Annotated in this window: 17 protein-coding genes; 1 reads left to right on the plus strand and 16 read right to left on the minus strand. The window is 57.6% G+C overall.

Going from position 1 to position 19339, the window contains the following annotated elements; all coding sequences use genetic code 11:
• Window positions 1-213 precede the first annotated feature (213 nt).
• The 4 genes from asd to leuC form a co-directional block, all read right to left on the minus strand.
• Window positions 214-1329 carry an aspartate-semialdehyde dehydrogenase gene (gene asd / locus CLH62_RS01355; RefSeq protein ID WP_099616363.1) on the minus strand — a complete coding sequence of 372 codons (1116 nt, stop codon included), beginning with the start codon at window positions 1327-1329 and terminating at the stop codon, window positions 214-216.
• Between the two features lie 131 nt (window positions 1330-1460).
• The gene (gene leuB, locus CLH62_RS01360; RefSeq protein ID WP_099616364.1) at window positions 1461-2534 is read right to left on the minus strand and encodes a 3-isopropylmalate dehydrogenase; all 1074 of its coding nucleotides are present in this window, start codon (window positions 2532-2534) and stop codon (window positions 1461-1463) included.
• Window positions 2535-2567: 33 nt separating this feature from the next.
• Complete coding sequence (gene leuD / locus CLH62_RS01365) at window positions 2568-3215, minus strand: 3-isopropylmalate dehydratase small subunit (RefSeq protein WP_099616365.1); 648 nt, start codon at window positions 3213-3215, stop codon at window positions 2568-2570.
• A 16-nt stretch (window positions 3216-3231) separates the two neighbouring features.
• Window positions 3232-4650, minus strand: coding sequence for a 3-isopropylmalate dehydratase large subunit (gene leuC / locus CLH62_RS01370; protein ID WP_099616366.1), 1419 nt, complete (start codon window positions 4648-4650; stop codon window positions 3232-3234).
• Window positions 4651-5070: 420 nt separating this feature from the next.
• Here leuC and CLH62_RS01375 point away from each other — a divergent pair, with 420 nt between their 5' ends.
• On the plus strand, window positions 5071-5943 hold the full coding sequence (locus CLH62_RS01375) for a LysR family transcriptional regulator (RefSeq protein ID WP_099616367.1): 873 nt from the start codon (window positions 5071-5073) through the stop codon (window positions 5941-5943).
• Between the two features lie 3 nt (window positions 5944-5946).
• On the opposite strand, the gene CLH62_RS01380 is transcribed toward CLH62_RS01375, so the two are convergent.
• The 12 genes from CLH62_RS01380 to CLH62_RS01435 form a co-directional block, all read right to left on the minus strand.
• On the minus strand, window positions 5947-7095 hold the full coding sequence (locus tag CLH62_RS01380) for an MFS transporter (RefSeq protein ID WP_099616368.1): 1149 nt from the start codon (window positions 7093-7095) through the stop codon (window positions 5947-5949).
• A gap of 203 nt (window positions 7096-7298) precedes the next feature.
• Entirely contained in the window at window positions 7299-8771 is a 1473-nt protein-coding gene (locus CLH62_RS01385; protein ID WP_099616369.1) for a gamma-aminobutyraldehyde dehydrogenase, read from the minus strand.
• Between the two features lie 32 nt (window positions 8772-8803).
• Window positions 8804-9616 (minus strand): ABC transporter permease, encoded by an 813-nt coding sequence (locus CLH62_RS01390; protein WP_099616370.1) that lies wholly within the window; start codon window positions 9614-9616, stop codon window positions 8804-8806.
• Window positions 9606-10553, minus strand: a complete 948-nt coding sequence (locus CLH62_RS01395) for an ABC transporter permease (protein WP_099616371.1) — start codon at window positions 10551-10553, stop codon at window positions 9606-9608. Before CLH62_RS01395 ends, CLH62_RS01390 begins: the two co-directional genes overlap by 11 nt.
• Complete coding sequence (locus tag CLH62_RS01400; protein WP_099617585.1) at window positions 10550-11605, minus strand: ABC transporter ATP-binding protein; 1056 nt, start codon at window positions 11603-11605, stop codon at window positions 10550-10552. The genes CLH62_RS01395 and CLH62_RS01400 overlap by 4 nt, the downstream gene beginning before the upstream one ends.
• A gap of 84 nt (window positions 11606-11689) precedes the next feature.
• A complete protein-coding gene (locus CLH62_RS01405) occupies window positions 11690-12844 on the minus strand; it encodes an ABC transporter substrate-binding protein (RefSeq protein ID WP_099616372.1) in 1155 nt (384 codons plus the stop codon).
• A 247-nt stretch (window positions 12845-13091) separates the two neighbouring features.
• Window positions 13092-13997: a LysR family transcriptional regulator gene (locus CLH62_RS01410; RefSeq protein WP_099616373.1), complete on the minus strand. Its 906-nt coding sequence runs from the start codon at window positions 13995-13997 to the stop codon at window positions 13092-13094.
• A 103-nt stretch (window positions 13998-14100) separates the two neighbouring features.
• Entirely contained in the window at window positions 14101-15195 is a 1095-nt protein-coding gene (aroC, locus tag CLH62_RS01415) for a chorismate synthase (RefSeq protein ID WP_099616374.1), read from the minus strand.
• A gap of 37 nt (window positions 15196-15232) precedes the next feature.
• Complete coding sequence (gene prmB, locus CLH62_RS01420; RefSeq protein WP_099617586.1) at window positions 15233-16135, minus strand: 50S ribosomal protein L3 N(5)-glutamine methyltransferase; 903 nt, start codon at window positions 16133-16135, stop codon at window positions 15233-15235.
• 94 nt (window positions 16136-16229) lie between these two features.
• The gene (locus CLH62_RS01425; RefSeq protein WP_099616375.1) at window positions 16230-17444 is read right to left on the minus strand and encodes a patatin-like phospholipase family protein; all 1215 of its coding nucleotides are present in this window, start codon (window positions 17442-17444) and stop codon (window positions 16230-16232) included.
• A 5-nt stretch (window positions 17445-17449) separates the two neighbouring features.
• Window positions 17450-18364 carry a DUF4892 domain-containing protein gene (locus CLH62_RS01430; RefSeq protein WP_099617587.1) on the minus strand — a complete coding sequence of 305 codons (915 nt, stop codon included), beginning with the start codon at window positions 18362-18364 and terminating at the stop codon, window positions 17450-17452.
• Window positions 18357-19331, minus strand: coding sequence for an alpha/beta fold hydrolase (locus tag CLH62_RS01435; protein WP_099616376.1), 975 nt, complete (start codon window positions 19329-19331; stop codon window positions 18357-18359). The genes CLH62_RS01430 and CLH62_RS01435 overlap by 8 nt, the downstream gene beginning before the upstream one ends.
• Between the last annotated feature and the right edge of the window lie 8 nt (window positions 19332-19339).

A 19339-nucleotide genomic window follows, 5' to 3' on the forward strand; every position in this document is an offset into this window, starting at 1 on the left:
TTCTTTTTAATATTCAGCCCGGCAAGTATTGTTGATAAAACCTCTTTTATCAATCGATCAGCCGCAATCCTTGCACCATTTTTTTATCAATCGCGTGGAACTGCCTAGCGCTCTTGAAAATAACAGGGGCGGAGGCTGAAATCAGCCTCCGCCCCCTTACCGGATTACTGAAACCGGACACAGTTGGCATTTATTGCCTCTGTGTAACAAATCTTAACGCTCCTGAAGGATTCGGAGCATACGGCGCAGCGGTTCGGCAGCACCCCAAAGCAGCTGATCACCCACTGTGAACGCGGAGATATACTCCGGCCCCATTGCCAGCTTGCGGATGCGACCGATGGGCACACTCAGGGTGCCGGTAACCTTGGCCGGGGTCAGTTCCTCAATAGTCGCATCGCGATCATTAGGAATAACCTTCACCCAGTCATTGGCTTTCGCCAATATCGACTCGATTTCCGAAACCGGCAGGTCCTTCTTCAGCTTGATGGTCAGTGCCTGACTGTGGGAGCGCATGGCGCCAATCCGCACGCAGATACCATCAATAGGAATCGGGTTGTCCGAACGACCAAGAATCTTGTTGGTCTCCACACCGGCCTTCCACTCTTCCTTGCTCATGCCGTTATCGAGTTGCTTGTCGATAAACGGAATCAGACTACCGGCCAGCGGTACCTGGAAGTGTTCGGTCGGAAAACCCTCAGAGCGCATGGTTTCGGTCACCTTCCTGTCAATCTCGAGGATTGCGGAAGACGGATCGTCCAGCTCGGATTTCACGCTGTTGTTGAGCTGACCCATCTGGTTCAGCAATTCACGCATGTTCTGCGCGCCTGAACCGGAAGCCGCCTGATAGGTCATGGGGGATACCCATTCGATCAGGTCCTGCTCCAGCAGGCCGCCGAGAGCCAGCATCATCAGGCTTACGGTGCAGTTACCACCAATGAAGTCCTTTACGCCCTTATCCAGCGCCGCATCAATGACATTGCGATTGACCGGATCAAGAACAATCACCGAATGGTCTACCATCCGGAGTGTGGACGCTGCATCAATCCAGTAACCTTCCCAGCCTGCGTCGCGTAGCTTCTGATAAACCGGACCAGTGTAATCACCGCCCTGGCAGGTCACGATTACGTCCATGGTTTTCAGAATCTCGACATCAAACGCGTCCTGAAGAGGGGGCACGTCCTCCTTGCCTACATCCGGTGCCGGCTTGCCGGCCTGGGATGTGGTGAAAAAGACCGGTTCGATATCGGCGAAATCGTTTTCTTCACGCATGCGCTGCATGAGGACCGAGCCCACCATGCCACGCCAACCTACAAGTCCAACTCGCTTCATGTGCGATCTTTAGACCTCGTTTTATGCCTGCCCGCAGCCTTTATCGCCGGCAGGGACAGGATGGATGATCCCGCGGAAACTGCATCCCGTTGCCGTCGGGTCTCGAATACACTGTTTTTCAGAAGCGCTGATTATAACGCAGCAAGTACTGCCTCGCCCATCTCCCGGGTTGAGACCTTCTTCGCACCTTCAGACATGATGTCTGCCGTACGTAGTCCCTGATCCAGCACCTTGCTGACAGCGGCTTCAATCGCCTCAGCTGCGGCTTCCTCGTTAAGACTGTACCGCAACATCATTGCAGCACTGAGGATAGTAGCCAGCGGATTGGCAATACCCTGGCCGGCAATATCCGGCGCCGAACCATGACAGGGCTCGTACATACCCTGCTTTTCGGAGTTCAGCGACGCCGATGGCAACATGCCAATGGAGCCGGTGAGCATAGCCGCTTCGTCCGAAAGAATATCACCAAACATGTTGCCAGTCACAATCACATCGAACTGCTTGGGTGCACGAACCAGCTGCATGGCGGCATTATCTACGTACATGTGGGACAGCTCCACATCAGGATATTCCCGGCGCAGATCGTTCATGATTTCCCGCCACAGAACAGTCACTTCCAGCACATTGGCCTTGTCGACTGAGCACAACTTTTTACCCCGCTGTTGCGCTGCCTCAAAAGCAACACGGCCTATACGACGAATTTCCGATTCTGTATAGGCGTAGGTGTTGTAGCCCTGACGCTCGCCACTTTCCAGTTCGCGAACGCCGCGCGGCTGACCAAAATAGATGCCGCCGGTCAGTTCCCGGACAATCATGATATCCAGGCCGGATACCACTTCCGGCTTCAGAGACGACGCGGAGGCCAGCTGCGGATAAAGGATGGCCGGGCGCAGATTGGCAAACAGCTCCAGGTTGGAACGCAATCCGAGCAGGCCTTTTTCCGGACGCTGGGCCATCGGCAGACTGTCCCACTGAGGGCCACCAACGGCGCCCAGCAGAATGGCATCCGCCTTCCTGGCCTTTTCCAGGGTCTCCTCCGGTAACGGGCTGTCGGTTGCATCAATCGCAGCCCCACCCACCAGGCCGGATTCGAAGCCCAGGCCCAGGTTGAACTGATCGTTGATCTTGTGAAGTACCTTTTCTGCTTCCGCCACGATTTCCGGGCCAATACCGTCACCGGGGAGCATTAATACTGTTCTGGACATAGCGTTTCCTTGCAAGACTCTTTTTCTTCGGATTTAGCTGCTGGCGCCAAACAACCAGGGCGCGGTTTTACGACGGCTGTCTTCATAGGTTTTGATTGCATCCGCATCTTCCAGCGTAACTCCGATATCGTCCAGGCCGTTAAGCAGACAATGCCGGCGGAAGTCATCGACCTCAAAACTGAACGTCTCACCGGACGGTGTGGTCACCGTCCTGGCTTCAAGATCCACAGACAGCTGATAACCTTCATTCTGCTCCACTTCCCCAAACAGCTGATTAACAATTTCTTCTGGCAGAACAATAGGTAACAAACCATTCTTGAAGCAGTTATTATAAAAGATATCGGCAAAACTCGGGGCAATAATCACCCGGAAACCAAAATCCTCCAGCGCCCAGGGCGCGTGCTCGCGGCTGGACCCACAACCAAAATTGCGACGAGCCAAAAGTACGCTGGCATTCTTGTATCTGTCCTGATTCAGAACAAAATCCGGATTGATGGGACGCTCGGAGCAATCCTGATCCGGCCTGCCCTCGTCCAGGTACCGCAATTCATCAAACAGGTTCGGGCCGAAGCCGGTGCGCTTGATGGATTTCAGAAACTGCTTGGGAATAATCATGTCCGTATCCACATTGGAACGGTCCATGGGGGCTACAACGCCCTGATGTTGCGAAAATGCGCGCATGGTTCTCTCCTGTGGATCAGTTCATCAACTCACGAACATCAACGAAATGGCCAGTCACCGCAGCGGCGGCCGCCATAGCCGGGCTCACCAGGTGGGTGCGCCCACCAAAACCCTGACGACCCTCGAAGTTCCGGTTTGAAGTGGAGGCACAATGCTCGCCCTGGCCTAACTTGTCCGCATTCATGGCCAGACACATGGAGCAACCCGGGTCACGCCATTCCAACCCGGCTTCGAGAAAGATCTTGTCCAGACCTTCCTGCTCTGCCTGTGCTTTCACCAACCCGGAACCCGGAACCACCATAGCCTGCTTCAGGGTCGGAGAAACCTTCCGGCCTTTCACCACCGCTGCCGCTTCACGCAGATCCTCGATACGGCTGTTGGTACAGGAGCCAATAAATACCCGGTCCAGCTTAATTTCAGTGATCGGCATATTCGGCTCCAAACCCATGTATTTCAGCGCCCGTACGATACCTTCACGCTTGATCGGATCCGCCTCCTTCTCAGGATCCGGCACATGGCCTTCGACCCCGACAACCATTTCCGGTGAGGTGCCCCAGCTGACCTGCGGCTGGATTTCCGAGCCTTCCAGCTCAACAACCTTGTCAAATACCGCATCGTCGTCGCTGCGCAGGCTACGCCAGTACTCAACCGCCGCGTCCCATTGCTCGGCTTTCGGCGCAAACGGGCGTCCGCGCACGTAATCAATGGTGGTGTCGTCCACAGCAACCATGCCAACACGGGCACCCGCCTCGATGGACATGTTGCAGATGGTCATACGGCCTTCCATGCTCAAACCACGGATGGCCTCGCCGCCAAACTCAATGGCATGACCGGTGCCACCGGCCGTTCCGATCTTGCTGATAATGGCCAGAACAACATCCTTGCCGGTCACTCCCGGTCCAAGCTTGCCGTTCACCCTCACCAGCATGTTCTTCATCTTCTGCTGAACCAGGCACTGGGTCGCCAGCACATGCTCAACTTCACTGGTACCGATACCATGAGCCAGACACCCAAAGGCGCCGTGGGTAGAGGTGTGGGAGTCACCACAGACAATGCTCATACCCGGTAAAGTGGCGCCCTGCTCTGGCCCGATCACGTGGACGATGCCCTGGCGCTGATCCTTGATTTTGAACTCAAGAATGCCGAACTCATCGCAGTTCTTGTCGAGGGTTTCCACCTGAATCCGGGATACCGGGTCGACGATGCCTTCCACGCCCCGTTCACGGTCGGTGGTCGGTACGTTGTGATCCGGGGTGGCAATGTTGGCATCAATCCGCCACGGCTTCCGCCCGGCCAGCCGCAGGCCTTCAAATGCCTGAGGCGAGGTAACTTCGTGCAGTAACTGGCGATCAATGTAAATCAGCGCGGAGCCGTCGTCCCGCTGTTTGACGAGGTGATCGTCCCACAATTTGTCGTATAAGGTCTTGCCCGCCATGGTTCTCTCTCACTCTCTGGGGGTTTCTGGTTATCAGATTCGATGTCCCCATCTTACCGCCTGGGCATGGATAACCTCAATTCATGTTTTTTATCTTTGGCATCCTTTTTGGTTATACTTTGGTGAAGGTCGCGGATGGGTATAACGGTTTCAAAACACGCCAACAAGCACGTCCATGTGGGCTCGTTTCGGGCCGTCCATGGCCCTCAACGGTTTTGAAACCGTTATACCCATCCACTCCCCGAAACTCAGAGGACTCCTCAACTGCTCGGGGCGCAGGCAGGGACAGGCTTTCCAAAACCGTGGAGCGCCAGGGATGGCGCGACCGAGCCCTACAGGGACGTATTCACGGGCGTGTTTTGGAAAGCCTGTCCCTGCCTGCAACCTCCTCCAAAGTTTCAGGCTAAAAGGACCGTTTCCGTGGACTCGAACGCATTAAAAGCCTTCCTGACAATCGTAGATCAGGGCTCATTCTCAGAAGCCGCAGAAACCCTGCACCTGACACAGCCGGCTATCTCCAAACGCCTGGCCTCCCTGGAAAACCAGCTCGGCACCACCCTGATCGACCGCAGCCACCGCCAGATCAGGCTGACCGATGCCGGCAGCCGTTTGCTTCCTCATGCCCGTAGAATCCTCGACGAAATCCACAATGCCCGGATTGCCCTGTCCCCGGATTCGGGACAGGTGGAAGGCGAACTACAGATCATTGCCAGCCACCACATCGGGCTACACCACTTGCCAAACTGGCTGCGGCGATTCAAACGGGAATACCCGCAGGTTTCCATCAATCTGCAATTCATGGAATCCGATGCGGCTTATGAGCAGATGCGCAAACGAAATGCGGAACTGGCTTTTGTTACCCTGAGCGATAGCATGGAGCCCAACTTCAAGGTATTCGCCCAATGGCCGGATCCCATGGTGTTTGTGGCAGGAGTTGAGCATCCGCTTGCGGCGCAAAGTAAACCGGCGCTTTCAGACCTTGCCGACCACCCTGCGCTACTGCCGGACACCACAACAGCCACCTACCGGGTAGTCAGCCGGTTGTTCCTGGAAGCCAACCTTCACCTGAACCCTCAGATGCCAACCAATTACCTGGAAACCCTGAAAATGATGACCAGTGTCGGCCTTGGCTGGAGCGTTCTGCCCCTGCGGATGGTCGACGACAGCCTTCGCGTGCTGGAAGTAAACAGGCCCGTTTCCCGGGTTCTCGGCGGCATAGGCCTCACGGGCCGGCAGCTAAGTAATGCGGCAAAGGCATTCCTGGCAATAGTACAGGAAGAGGAAGGCGCCTGAATTTCAGACTTCACCATGGATCGGCGGTGGCCGAAGGCCGCGCCAGGTAATCACGATCGCAATCGCCATGGCCGCGGCACCGCCCCAGAATGCCGCGGACGTACTGAAACCATCCACCAGAAAACCGGACAGCCACGCCCCCAGTGCACCACCGGCGCCAAATGTCAGACCGCTATACAGCGCCTGCCCCTGGCCATGGTGATGCTTTCCGAAAAAGCCCTGGATGTATTGAACCGAAATGGCATGAAGTGCGCCGTAGGAAGCAGCGTGGAGCAACTGCGCAAACAGCAGCACCGCCAGCACATCGGTCACCTCGGCAATCAGCACCCAACGAATCATGGTAAGCGTAAGCGCACCGATTGCAATCTGCCGAATGGTAAAATTCCGGGTCAACCGGTGCATAACCAGAAACAGCGCAATTTCCGCCACAACACCCAATGACCACAATAGCCCGATCGCCAACTTGCCGTAACCGTGCTGCGCCAGGTGAATGCTGAAAAAGGTGTAATAGGCGCCGTGGGACACCTGAAGCAGAAAATTCATCAGGAAAAACGTCACCACCGCCGGGTGAGTAATAATCGCCTTGAGACTGCCTTTCGGTGCCGGTGGCTTCCGCTCCCCCCGCTCAGCAGGCAACAAAAACGCGGATATGGCTATTCCCGCGAACACCGGCAACAACAACCAGGGCAGATTCCGGATCGGCACCAGCTCCAGCAAACCACCCACCAACGCCACCGCCCCGATAAACCCGACCGACCCCCAAAGCCGAACCTTGCCGTACTTCTCTTTGTTCTTGCCAAGGGTGCGGAGCGTGATCACTTCATACAACGGGAGAATGGCATTCCAGAAAAAGGTAAACGCCAGCATCACCAGCAGCAGCCCGTAAAAGCCCGGTTCCAGCAACACGCCGGCAAAAAACAACGAACCGGTAATTGCCCCGAACCGAACCAGCCGCACCCGCTGGCCAGTTCGGTCCCCAATCCAGCCCCAGATACTGGGTGCAACGATCTTGGTCAGCTGAATCGTCGCCATCAACGTGGCAATTTGCAAATAGGAAAATCCCTGTCCTTCGAGATACAGGGACCAATAAGGAAGTAGCCCGCCAAGCAGGGCAAAAAACCAGAAATAGAGATTGGAAAGTCGAAAGTAAATGGCAAACCTCTTTCAGACTATCGAAAGGCCATGGCGTCAGGGCCCGGGCTGGGCGCCCGGAAATGGGTAGCGCCAGAGGTGGCGCTACCAAGCCCTACAGGGATGATTCACGGCCGCTTTTTAAAGGGGCACTCCCCCGGATGCGTTACTCCAGCCGTTAGTCCCCCAGGAGTCACCTACTTCCACGCGGTCGGGTTGCGCTGTCAGGCGTACTTTATCATCACATGGCGCACAGTGGTGTAGTCCTCTAGCGAGTACATGGACATGTCTTTACCGTAGCCGGATTGCTTCATGCCGCCATGGGGCATTTCATTGACCAGCATAAAATGGCAGTTAACCCAGGTACAGCCATAACGCAGTCGTGACGACACATCCATGGCGCGGCTGACGTCATTGGTCCAGATGGACGAGGACAACCCGTATTCCGAGTTGTTGGCCCAGGCGACCACATCATCGGACTCGTCAAAGCGGGTCACAGAAACTACAGGACCGAAGACCTCACGCCGCACGATTTCATCGTCCTGGCGGGCGCCGGCAATGACTGTGGGCTGGTAGTAGAATCCCGGGCTCTCCGGCTTGCCATTGCCTCCGCCGGTGGTGACTTCCATATGAGGGTGCTCCGCCGCCCGTTCCACAAAACTGGCCACCCGCTCCCGCTGGCGTTGAGAAATCAGAGGAGGAATCTCGTTTTCGTCATCATTGCTGCGATCGTAGACGATGCTTGCAGCGGCATCAGTCAGCTCCGCTACCAGCCGATCGTAGATGCCGGCACCGGCGTAGACCCGGCAGGCGGCGGTACAGTCCTGGCCGGCATTGAAGTAACCAAAGGTGCGCACCCCCTCGATTACCGCGTCGAGATCGGCATCGTCATAGACAATCACGGGGGCCTTGCCCCCCAACTCCAGGTGAGTCCGCTTGACGCTCTTTGCGGCGTTAGTGAGGATCTTCTTCCCGGTGGCAATATCCCCGGTCAGTGACACCATGTCCACCTCGGGATGGGTTACCAGGGCATTGCCCACGCTTTCCCCCCGCCCCAGCACAATATTCAGCACCCCCGGAGGCAGCACTTCAGCGGCCACCCGGGCCAGCAGCAGGGAAGTCAGCGGCGTCTGCTCCGAGGGCTTGAGCACCACCGTGTTGCCGGCGGCCAAGGCGGGGCTGATCTTCCACGCAGCCATCATCAATGGATAGTTCCAGGGCGCGATGGTTCCCACCACCCCTACCGCCTCACGGCGGATCATGGAGGTATGACCTTCCATGTACTCACCGGCCGCACTGCCCTGCAGGCAGCGCGCGGCCCCGGCGAAATAGCGCAGGCAATCCACCACCGCCGGAATTTCCTCTGCCAGCACGATGTGGTAAGGCTTGCCGCAGTTGAGGGCCTCAAGCGCGGCAAATTCCTCACTCATCTGCTCAATCCGGTCCGCCAGCCGCAGCAGCAAGGTGGAACGTTCGCCCGGCGTGCTTCGGGACCAGCCCGAAAAGGCCTTGCGGGCAGCAGTCACAGCCTGGTGCACCTGCTCGTCGGTGGCCTCCTGCAACCCCAGGATTTTGGTACCGGTACGCGGGTTTAGTATGGGTTCCTCGGGACCGTCTCCGTGCACCAGCGAGTTGCCGATGAGCATCCGGATATCTCGGGGCAACTGTCCCCGGAACTGACCGTTTGTATTGGACATCATGGTTTCCTCGTCGTTGTCGCCGGCCCGCCCTACTTGCCTTGGCCGGCGATGGTTTCGCTGCCGCGGGTGAAGTAGTAGGCCATCAGAATGGGTAGAAAGGTTATGATCACTACAAATACTGCCACCACGTTGGTGACCGGCCGCTGCCTTGGGCGCACCAGTTCGCTGAGCATCCAGATCGGCAGGGTCTCCTGCTGACCGGCCGTGAAAGTGGTGACAATGACCTCGTCAAAGGACAGGGCAAAGGCGAGCATGCCTCCTGCCAGCAGTGCGGTGGCCAGATTGGGCAGCAATACGTGGCGAAAGGTCTGGAAGCTGTTGGCGCCCAGATCCAGAGACGCCTCCAGCAAGGACGGCGACGTTCGCCGCAGGCGCGCGACCGCGTTGTTGTAGACCACCACCACACAGAAGGTGGCGTGCCCCAGCACTATGGTCCAGAAAGAGAAAGGAATGCTGGCAATGTCAAAGGCCGAGCGCAGGGCAATGCCGGTCACCACGCCTGGCAGCGCAATGGGCAGGATTATCAAAAGCGACAGAGCTTCCCGTCCGAAGAAACGGGTGCGGGCAACGGCGGCCGCAGCCAGGGTTCCCAGTACAATAGCGGCGCCGGTGGCAATGCAGGCAATCTTCAGGGAAAGCATGAAAGCATCCCAGATATCCTGGCGCTCCCACGCCACGGAGAACCATTTCAGGGTGTAGCCCGGGGGCGGAAACTGATAGCTTTTTTCTTCCGTGGTGAAAGCGTAGAGAAAAATCAGCACCAGTGGCAGGTGCAGAAACAGCAGACCCGCGATCGCCGCCAGTTTCAGGCGCCGGGGTGCACCGGAACGGTTAAAGCGCATTGAAGGCCCCCATACGTTTGGCAATCCATAGATAGATGGCCATCACCACGATAGGTACCATGGAGAAGGCTGCGGCCATGGGCAGGTTGCCCGCCGTGCCCTGGTGCACATACACCGCCTGACCGATGAACAGGCGTGACGACCCGACGATCTGGGGTGCAATGTAGTCCCCCAGTGTCAGTGAAAAGGTGAAAATGGAGCCGGCGACAATACCCGGGAGCGCAAGAGGGAAAATAATCTTGCGGAAGGTCTGACCGGGGCGGGCGCCCAGGTCACCGGAGGCATCCAGCATGGAAACGGGTACCCGCTCCAGGGCTGCCTGTATCGGTAGGATCATGAATGGCAGCCACAGATACAGGAATACCAGGAAGGTGCCAATATAACTGAAGGTCAGCGACGGCCCACCAATGACCGGCAGCGACAGCAGCGCCTCGACCAGAGGACTGAGGCCAACCTTACTGACACCCCAGTTGAGCACCCCCTCGTTGGCCAGGATCAGTTTCCATGCGTACACCCGCACCAGGTAGCTGGACCACAGCGGCAGCATTACCGCAATAAAGAACAGCCCCTTCACCCAGCCCCGGGCATAGCGGGCCGCATAGTAGGCTATGGGGAAAGCGATCATGGCGGAAGCCACCGTCACTGTCGCCGCCATCAGCACAGTGCGCAGCACAATATCCAGATTCGATGGCCGCAGCAGCTCCAGATAGGTTTTGAAAGTGAACTCCCTGACGATCCGCCCGGAAAACTCGTCGATGGAGTAGAAACTCTGCACCAGCAGGGCCAGTAGCGAGCCCACATACACCACCCCGATCCAGAGCAGGGGTGGGCCCAGCAACAGCGCCAGCAGAATCGCCGGGCGGCGATAGAACAGATCCGACAGACGCCCCAGAACGCCGCCGCGGAACAGGGTTAGGCTCGCATCCCGGGTGTTCATACGTGCTTCATCCCGTGCATGTCATCGAGATGCCAGCGGGCATGAGCCATCCGGCCCACCACGGGCTCGACGCCCACAGCCGGCACCGCCAGGGCCAGTTCGGCACCCTTGACCGCGAGAACACAGCGGCGGGTAGCACCTTGGTACTGCACGTGGCGCACTTCGCCGGTGACAGTAATGGTGTCCGCTTCATCCGTAAGACCCTCTGGCACCAGACGGATCTTTTCGGGGCGCAGACTCCAAAGTCCGGAGGGAGCGCCAATGCGCTCACAGAAAGCCGGCTCCAGGATATTCGAGGAGCCCACGAAATCAGCAACAAAACGGGTCTCGGGACGCTCGTAGATATCCACAGGACTTCCCACCTGTACCACCCTGCCTTCATTGAACACTGCCACCCGGTCACTCATGGACAGGGCCTCACCCTGATCATGGGTGACAAACACGAACGTAATCCCCAGCTCCCGTTGCAGGGACTTGAGCTCAACCTGCATCTGCTCCCGCAGTTTCAGGTCCAGAGCCCCCAGGGGCTCATCCAGCAGCAGCACCTTGGGGCGGTTGATCAGCGCCCGGGCCAGGGCCACACGCTGGCGCTGGCCTCCGGACAACTGTCCGGGCTCCCGATGGACGAATTCCGACAGCCGCACCAGTTCAAGCATCTCTTCCGCCTGGCGGCGGCGCTCCTTTTTGCCTACACCACGAATCATCAGTCCGTAGGCAACGTTGTCCACAACATTCATATGTGGAAACAGAGCGTAATCCTGAAATACCGTATTGACCGAGCGGCGATAGGGAGGAACCCCGTCTACCCGCTCCCCGAAAATGATAATGTTGCCGGCGGTGGGCTGTTCGAAGCCTGCCACCAGCCGCAGGCAGGTGGTCTTGCCGGAGCCGGACGGGCCCAGCATGCCGAAGAATTCACCTTCATGAACTGTCAGGTCCACCTTATCCACTGCCTTGACCGCATCGAAGTGGCGGCTAACACCGGCCAGACTGACTGCGACTGGAGACGATGCCTCCCGGCTTGGCGACACTTGGCGGGTAGTTTCTGGCATGGAGATAAACACCGTTTTTTGTTGCATTAAGAACTCTCCGACCCGGTACCACAGCGGTGCTGCCGGATACCGGGCCCTGTTTTTCTAGCGGCCGCCGAGAATAGCGATGTAATCAGTGACCCAGCGGTAGTAAGGGACGCAGCCAGCAGGGTCACTGCAGCTGGAGACCGGAGTGCGCCAGAAGCTGATGCGCTCGAAGTTCTGCAGACCGTTAGTCTCGCAGCCGTTCTCGCCCAGCAACTCGTTGTCTTTGCAGGCTTCCAGGACCACAGGCACTGAGCCGAACCAGGACGCCAGATCCCCCTGCAGTTTCGGGTTCAGGGAATGCTCCATCCACTTGTAGGCGCAGTTGGGATTGGCGGCCTCGGAGTGCATCATGGTTGTATCGGCCCAGCCAGTGGCGCCCTCTTTCGGGATCACCGTGGCCACAGGCTCACCCTGGGCCTTGAGGATGTTTGCCTGGAAAGGCCAGGCGGAGGAGGCAATCACGCCCTCATTGGTAAAGTCATCGATCTGCACAAAGGCATCGTGCCAGTAGCGGCCTACGAGTTTGCGCTGCTCTCGCAGCAGATCGAGTACCGCTTTGTACTGCTCCGGGTTGAGCGCATAAGGGTCGTCAATGCCCAACTCAGGCTGATGAAACTTCAGATACAGCGCGGCATCTGCAATGTAGATTGCGCCATCGAACGCCTGCACCCGGCCCACATTGGAGGTGCCATCCGGCAATTCCATTTCTTCAAATACCACGCGCCAACTGGTGGGTGGTTGGTCCTTGAAGGTCTCGGTATTGTACATCAGCACATTGGCGCCCCACTGATAGGGCACTCCGTAGTGGACACCGTCCACGGTGTGCCAGGGCGATTCCTTCAGGCGCTCATCGATGGTGTCCCAGCTGGGTATCAAATCGGTGTTGATGGGCTGAACCCGGTCACCCATGATAATGCGCAGGGAGGCATCCCCGGAGGCGGTGACCAGGTCAAAACCGCCCTCGTTCATCAGCGCAACCATCTCGTCCGAGGTACTGGCGGTCTTGACCTGCACCTTACAGCCGGTTTCCTGCTCAAAACCGGTCACCCAGTCATAGTTTTTGTCTGTCTGACCCCGTTCGATGTAACCCGGCCAGGCCACAATATTGACCTGACCCTCACCAGTACCAACCGACTTTTTCATGTCGGCCGCTACTGTCATCGTTGTCACCATAAAGGCAGCCGCCACCAAGGTAGTGCAAGCATTTCTCATGATTATTCTCCTGCTTGGAAAAGCTGGCCGCTATCGGCCCCTTCGAATGTCCTGCAACATGTATTTTCAGATTATAGGTAGTGACCCTCATATCGCCACATATAAAAACAGAAAACATATATCGTTATTTCCGATATCACAGAAAGCGAAGAAGTTCAGCGAGTAATAGAGCCAAGGCAGGGAGAATAATTTCGGGAATTCCGATGTATCTGGGGAAGCGGCGTGACACGTCAACCGGACAGGCGCCTTAACGGTGCTGCAACGATGGTTGCTCCAGGGCCAGATCGATAAATGCACGGGCCGGGTCGCTGACCGCGGCACCACGGCGCCAGGCCAACCCTACTTCGACCGGCGGCAGCGGCTCGGCCAGCGCCACGCCATCAATGCGGTCTCCCTCCAGGGACCAGGGTCGGTAGACCAAATCAGGCAGCACCGACACTCCGGCCCCGGTAGCCACCAGACTGCGCACCGCTTCCACGGAGGAGGTGCGCATGGCCATCCCCGGCTTGTGTCTGGCGGCCGTCCATAATTCAGCGGTGGCAAGACGGATCTCGTCGGTATTGAGGAGAATAAAGCGTTCTTCCAGCAGAGCTTCCCGGGAAACTGCGGCAGAAGCGGACAGCCGGTGCCCATTGGGCAGCCAGGCACGAAAAGGCGAGGTTTCCATCACCGCGGTATTTAGGGCACCGCGTTCAGACAGCGCCGAAAGGATCAGGATCGCCACGTCCAGTTCACCACTGAGCAGGTAATGCTCCAGGTATTCGGGCGCGTCCTCTACTACCCGCACCGCGGTGGCACTAAAAGCTCGCCGGTAACGGGCCAGCAAATCCGGCAGGGCGTAACCGGCAACGATGGAAGTCACACCGACATTGAGCGTGCCGGAGACCTGAACCTGATCTTCAAACACGCCCCGGGCGTAGCTAACCTCCGCCAAAATCCGATTGGCATGTCGGAGAAAGGCATGACCCTTGTGGGTGAGCCCCATGCCCCGGGAATGACGCTCCAGAAGCACCACCCCCAAGTCTGCCTCCAGGTCCTTGATTGCTTCGGTGACCGTTGACTGGGACACGGACAGGTCCCTGGCGGCGCCGGAAATCGAACCTATCTCCGAAACCGCCACGAAATAGCGCAATTGCCGAAATGAGAAGCTCATGTCACAGGCCTGTACCGAACCGTGCCCTTCACTGGCGCGATTATCCCTTTGCTTGGCAGCCGCATGCCAACGTCAACTCCGCTACTCCGAAGCCAAAACGAAATCAGAGCTGCCCAATAACCGGAGTGGAAACCGAAACATCCCCATTCTGCCCCCGATGCCGTAAATAATGATCCATCAGAACAATGGCCATCATCGCCTCGGCAATCGGCGTCGCCCGGATACCAACACAGGGATCGTGCCGCCCGGTGGTAATCACCTCACAGGGATTACCGTGCACATCAATACTACGGCCCGGCAGACGCAGACTCGACGTGGGTTTCAGAGCAATACTGGCTACAATCGGCTGGCCCGAGGAAATGCCGCCCAACACACCGCCGGCGTTGTTGGAGAGGAACCCCTCAGGAGTCATCTCATCCCGGTGCTCGGTACCCTTCTGCTCGATGCAGTCAAAACCGGCACCAATCTCCACACCCTTCACGGCATTGATACTCATCAATGCGTGGGCCAGATCCGCATCCAGGCGATCAAAAATCGGCTCACCCAGCCCCGGAGGTACACCTTCAGCGACCACGTTGATCCGCGCACCAATGGAATCACCTTCCTTACGGAGGGCGTCCATGTAAGCCTCCATCTCGGCAACCTTGTCTGCATCCGGGCAGAAAAAGGGATTCTGGTGCACCTGATCCCAATCCAGCTTTTCCGCCTTGATCGGTCCCAGTTGAGAAAGGTAGCCGCGAATACGGATACCCAGACGCTGCTCAAGAAACTTTCGCGCAACCGCACCTGCAGCCACCCGCATCGCGGTTTCCCGGGCCGAAGAGCGACCGCCGCCCCGATAGTCCCGAACACCGTATTTGTGCATGTAGGTGTAATCAGCATGGGCAGGACGGAACTGTTCGGATATTTTCGAGTAATCCTTGGACCGCTGATCGGTGTTCTCAATCATCAACCCGATCGGCGTTCCGGTGGTTTTACCTTCAAAAACCCCGGAGAGAATTTTCACCTCGTCCGCTTCCCGGCGCTGGGTCGTGTGACGGGAGGTGCCCGGCTTGCGTCGATCCAGGTCCCGCTGCATGTCCGCTTCCGACAGCTCGAGCCCCGGAGGACAACCATCAATAATGCACCCCAGCGCCGCCCCGTGACTCTCGCCGAAAGAGGTGACAGTGAACAGTTTTCCGAAAGTATTTCCAGACATAATTCAGTATCTTGTTAGGCTTTTGTAAGAAATCGGATTAACTGGAAGCCTGCCAATGGCGCAGGTCCTGCTCAGTAACCACAAACACACCGTCACCGCCGTTCTCGAAATCCAGCCAGGTAAACGGCAGATCCGGATAAGCTTCATCCAGAGCCACCCAGCTGTTGCCAACCTCCACAATCAGCAGGCCTCCTGGCGTGAGGTGATCAGCAGCGCCGCCGATAATCCGGTGGGCAATATCCAGCCCGTCTTGCCCGGCGGCCAGACCCAGCTCCGGCTCATGGCGGTATTCTTCCGGCATGCTGGCGAGGTCTCCCGCATCCACGTAGGGCGGATTGCTCACAACGACATCATAGCGCCCGTCGATGTTTTCGAAGACGTCCGATTGTACGGTACGAACACGGTCCCGGACTCCGTGAAGCTCGATATTCGATTCAGCCACCGCCAAAGCATCCGCGGAAATATCAGAAAGATCCACCTCCGCCTCGGTGAAAACAGACGCCGCACCAATACCAATACAACCACTACCGGTGCAGAGATCAAGTATGCGTTCAACCGGCTTGTCACCCAGCCAGGGCTGAAAGCCGTTCTCAATCAGCTCACCAATCGGTGAACGAGGTACCAGCACGCGCTCATCAACGTGAAACGGCATTCCCATAAACCAGGCTTCGCCTAAAAGGTAAGCCAGGGGGACTCGCTCATCCACACGCCGGCGAATCCGCTCCAGAATCAACTCCCGCTCTTGCCGGGTAAGCCGGGCATCGAGAAACAGCGTGTTGTTCTCCAATGGCAGATGCAGGCTGCGCATGACCAGCTGAACCGCCTCGTCCCAGACATTATCGGTACCATGACCAAAAAACAGAGGCGAGGCAGCAAACTGTGAGGAGGCGTAGCGGAGGTAATCCCGAACGCTATGGAGATCATCTATAGGGCTGGTCACAAACATGAATCCTGTGCGAGAGCGTGTCAGCGCGGGATTATACGCTGTTTATCCACCTGACTGCAGCCTTGCGAATACCGTCGGGGCCGTGGTCTCAGATCGCCAGCGGGCCGGAACTGCTGCGGCTTTCCTCAAATCGGTCCAGAGCCGCCGCCATGCGCTCCCTGCCCAGCTGAATCAGTTCCGGAGCCTTGTGGTAATCGTAACTCCGGCAGGCATTTTTCGGTACGTTTACCAGCAGATCCGGCGGATAGCCAGCAATCTTGTACTGTACAAGTGCGCTCTGCATCGTCTCGATGGTGAGGTTCATCACGTCGAACTTGCCGATACCAAGTTTATCCCAATCGATGGTTTCGTGATCTTCCTGAGCCTTCTTGTCGGTAGGTTTCCTTTCGACCTGCTTCTGGTGCTCTTTTTTTCGTACCTCTTTGGTAATCTTGTCTTCCGGGCTTTCTCCGTTGTCCGGTTTGCGCGCGGCCAGGGATTTTAGAGTGTCCCAGTCAAACCAACGCGAAGCTTTCTCGCGAATAGCATCCACCCACTCATCCATGTCTGAGCTACCGTCCACGGCTGAGGCAAAGGCAGCATCCGGAATGCGGTTACTTCGGTCATCCTCACCACTGAGGTTAACCGCCACAATCATGTCGGCGTGGGAGGAAATGGTGGGAATGATCGGCAACGGGTTCAGTAAGGCCCCATCCACCAGAACCCGGCCATTGAGAACCAGGGGCGTAACCACACTCGGAATGGCGACCGAAGCACGAATAGCCTGGTCTAACGGGCCCTCCTGGAACCAGATTTCCTTGTGGGCCAGCAGGTCAGTGGCGACTGCGGTGAAGGCAATGGGCAGATTCTCAATTCGGATATCACCGAGCATTTCCCGTACCACGGAGAAGATCTTCTCGCCCCGGATAGCCCCAACGGAATTGAAAGTCACGTCGAGCAGCTTAAGGATGTCGAACTGGCCCAGGCCGGTCACCCAGTCCTTGTAGTCCTGCATTTTCCCCGCTGCGTACATGCCGCCAATCAGCGCCCCCATGGAGCAGCCAGAAATAGCGACGATGTCATAACCACGCTCTGCCAGTATTTCGATGGCGCCAATATGAGCGTAGCCCCTCGCCCCACCACTGCCCAGAGTGAGCGCCACAGTTTTCCGGCGCTTGCGCCTGTGTTCTACAGCCTCGGGATTTGCCGGGGCATGGGAAGCGGACACATCTGAGCTTTGCAAAACCTTGGAGACACTATCCTGGGGTTGGTTCTCCGAGGAAGAGCCTTTCCGGCCCTGATCGTCGTCCTTTGATTTGCCCATTGTGTTTACCTCGAGATCATTACCAGTTCTACCCGGTCACCCTGACGATCCGGTTCGCTGAATACCACGGCAGGGCCTACCACAATGATTTTCTGCTGGTCACGGGAAACACCGGTCTTCGAGAGAACCTCCGAAAGCGATTCGGTAGCCCGGCGCGCCCGCTCCATCGCATCACTGAACGATTCGTCGGCTTCCAATGCAGAATAGCCCACCAGTGCAACGAGCGTACCCTCTTCCCGTGCGAGATCGGTTACTCGCTGCCGGTCGCCTGCCTGCCAGTCAAAACTGTAGGTTACGCCGCCGCGCCACGGAACGATAACCGGTCCCTCAACCCGTCTGGCAAGATTCCCGAATCCGGGAATGGAAGCACCGGGAGCCACGCGCAGATGCTCAACCCAGACATACTCCCGCAAATTGCCCCGGGTGACGGTGTAAACCAGTGTCAGCCACCGGGTTCCGTCGTCAGAGACAGTGCCCGCGACCAGGTAATCCTGATTGGAATCCGCGCCATACAGAACCGCTTGATTGAAGATCTGGTTTGCCCAGACGTTACTTCTGCCACAGCGGACGCCGGAGCAATCAAACAGGATCTGGGCGTTTCTCTCGCCCAGCAGTCGCAGATAATGGTCCCTCGCCCGCTCCCGGCTTGAGTCCCGGGAAACCTGATACAGGCGCCCCTCCCCGCTTACGGGAAGCCTTGCGAGGCTGTCGGAACGGATTTCGTTATTCACTTCCCGGACCGCACTGAAAAGAACCAGGTGGCCCGAGGATTCGATGTTAACCGTGGTTTCCAGGGTCGACTGCGGGAATGCGGCGGGAATATCCCCGGGCGCAGCCAAGACAAGACATGGCAGGGCCAGCGCACAAAAAGTGGCTGCGATAAAACGGGTGAACAGTATTTTCAGCAAGCGATTACTCATTTCCCAGGAATTGTCTGACCGCATCTACAACGTAGCCGGTTTCTCCATCCAGGTGGCAGTGGTGTCCCCCCGGCACGTTCGATACCTGAAGATTCGGGATGGCGCTGGCGCGTTCATCCAGGTCCTTTCTGTACGACAGAAGCCCCTCATCGGCTCTGACAAAAAGCACCCGGCTTTCCAGGGCGCCCAGGGACGCCATCACCTGCTCTTCCGTCATCATCAGCGGAGACGGATGCCGGAGACGCGGGTCGGTCCGCCACACGAACCCGTTTTCCTCTGGCTTCATGTTCCGGGGGATGAGCGCCAATGCGGCTTCCGGACTGAGCGGGCTCAATCCGCCCTCCCGCGCTTTCGCCGCAGTTTCGATATCCGGGTACACCACTTGCCGGCCGGATCCCGAGATACGTTTCTTGATGGCCTTTCTCAGTTGGGGGATTGTTTCGCTGACCGGTCGACTGATTGCACCGAGACTGTCAATCATCACCAGATTGCGCACCCGTTCAGGAAAGGCTGCGGCGTATAGGGCGCCAACAATACCACCCAGGGAATGGCCAACCAGATTGATTCGCCCGTCAGAGGTTTCCTGGAAATAGCGCTCGACCAGTTCAGCGAGGTCTGCCACGTAATCCATCAGGAGGTAACTCTGGCCTTCAGGCCGGTGGCCGGAGTGGCCATGGCCGGCCAGATCCAGGGCGTAAACAGCACCAAGACCTGTCAATTCCGGAGCCAGCTTTACAAAGGTAAGGCTGTTGTCGAGCCAGCCATGCAGCATTACGACCGGGGTGTTTTCGTGAACACCTTCATCCGCCTGCCAGCTCAGCCCGGCAAGCGTTATATGCCTGAGTTTCCACTCGGATTCACGGAAATCCCGCGCACCTTTTTCATCCCGGTTTTTGTCCAGGCTTCCGTCCACGCCGTCTCCCGACAGAGTGTCGACGGCCCCCGGAAGTATAGCAATATCATTCATGCAGGCCC

The sequence above is a fragment of the Marinobacter guineae genome (assembly GCF_002744735.1).
Lineage (GTDB): Bacteria > Pseudomonadota > Gammaproteobacteria > Pseudomonadales > Oleiphilaceae > Marinobacter > Marinobacter guineae.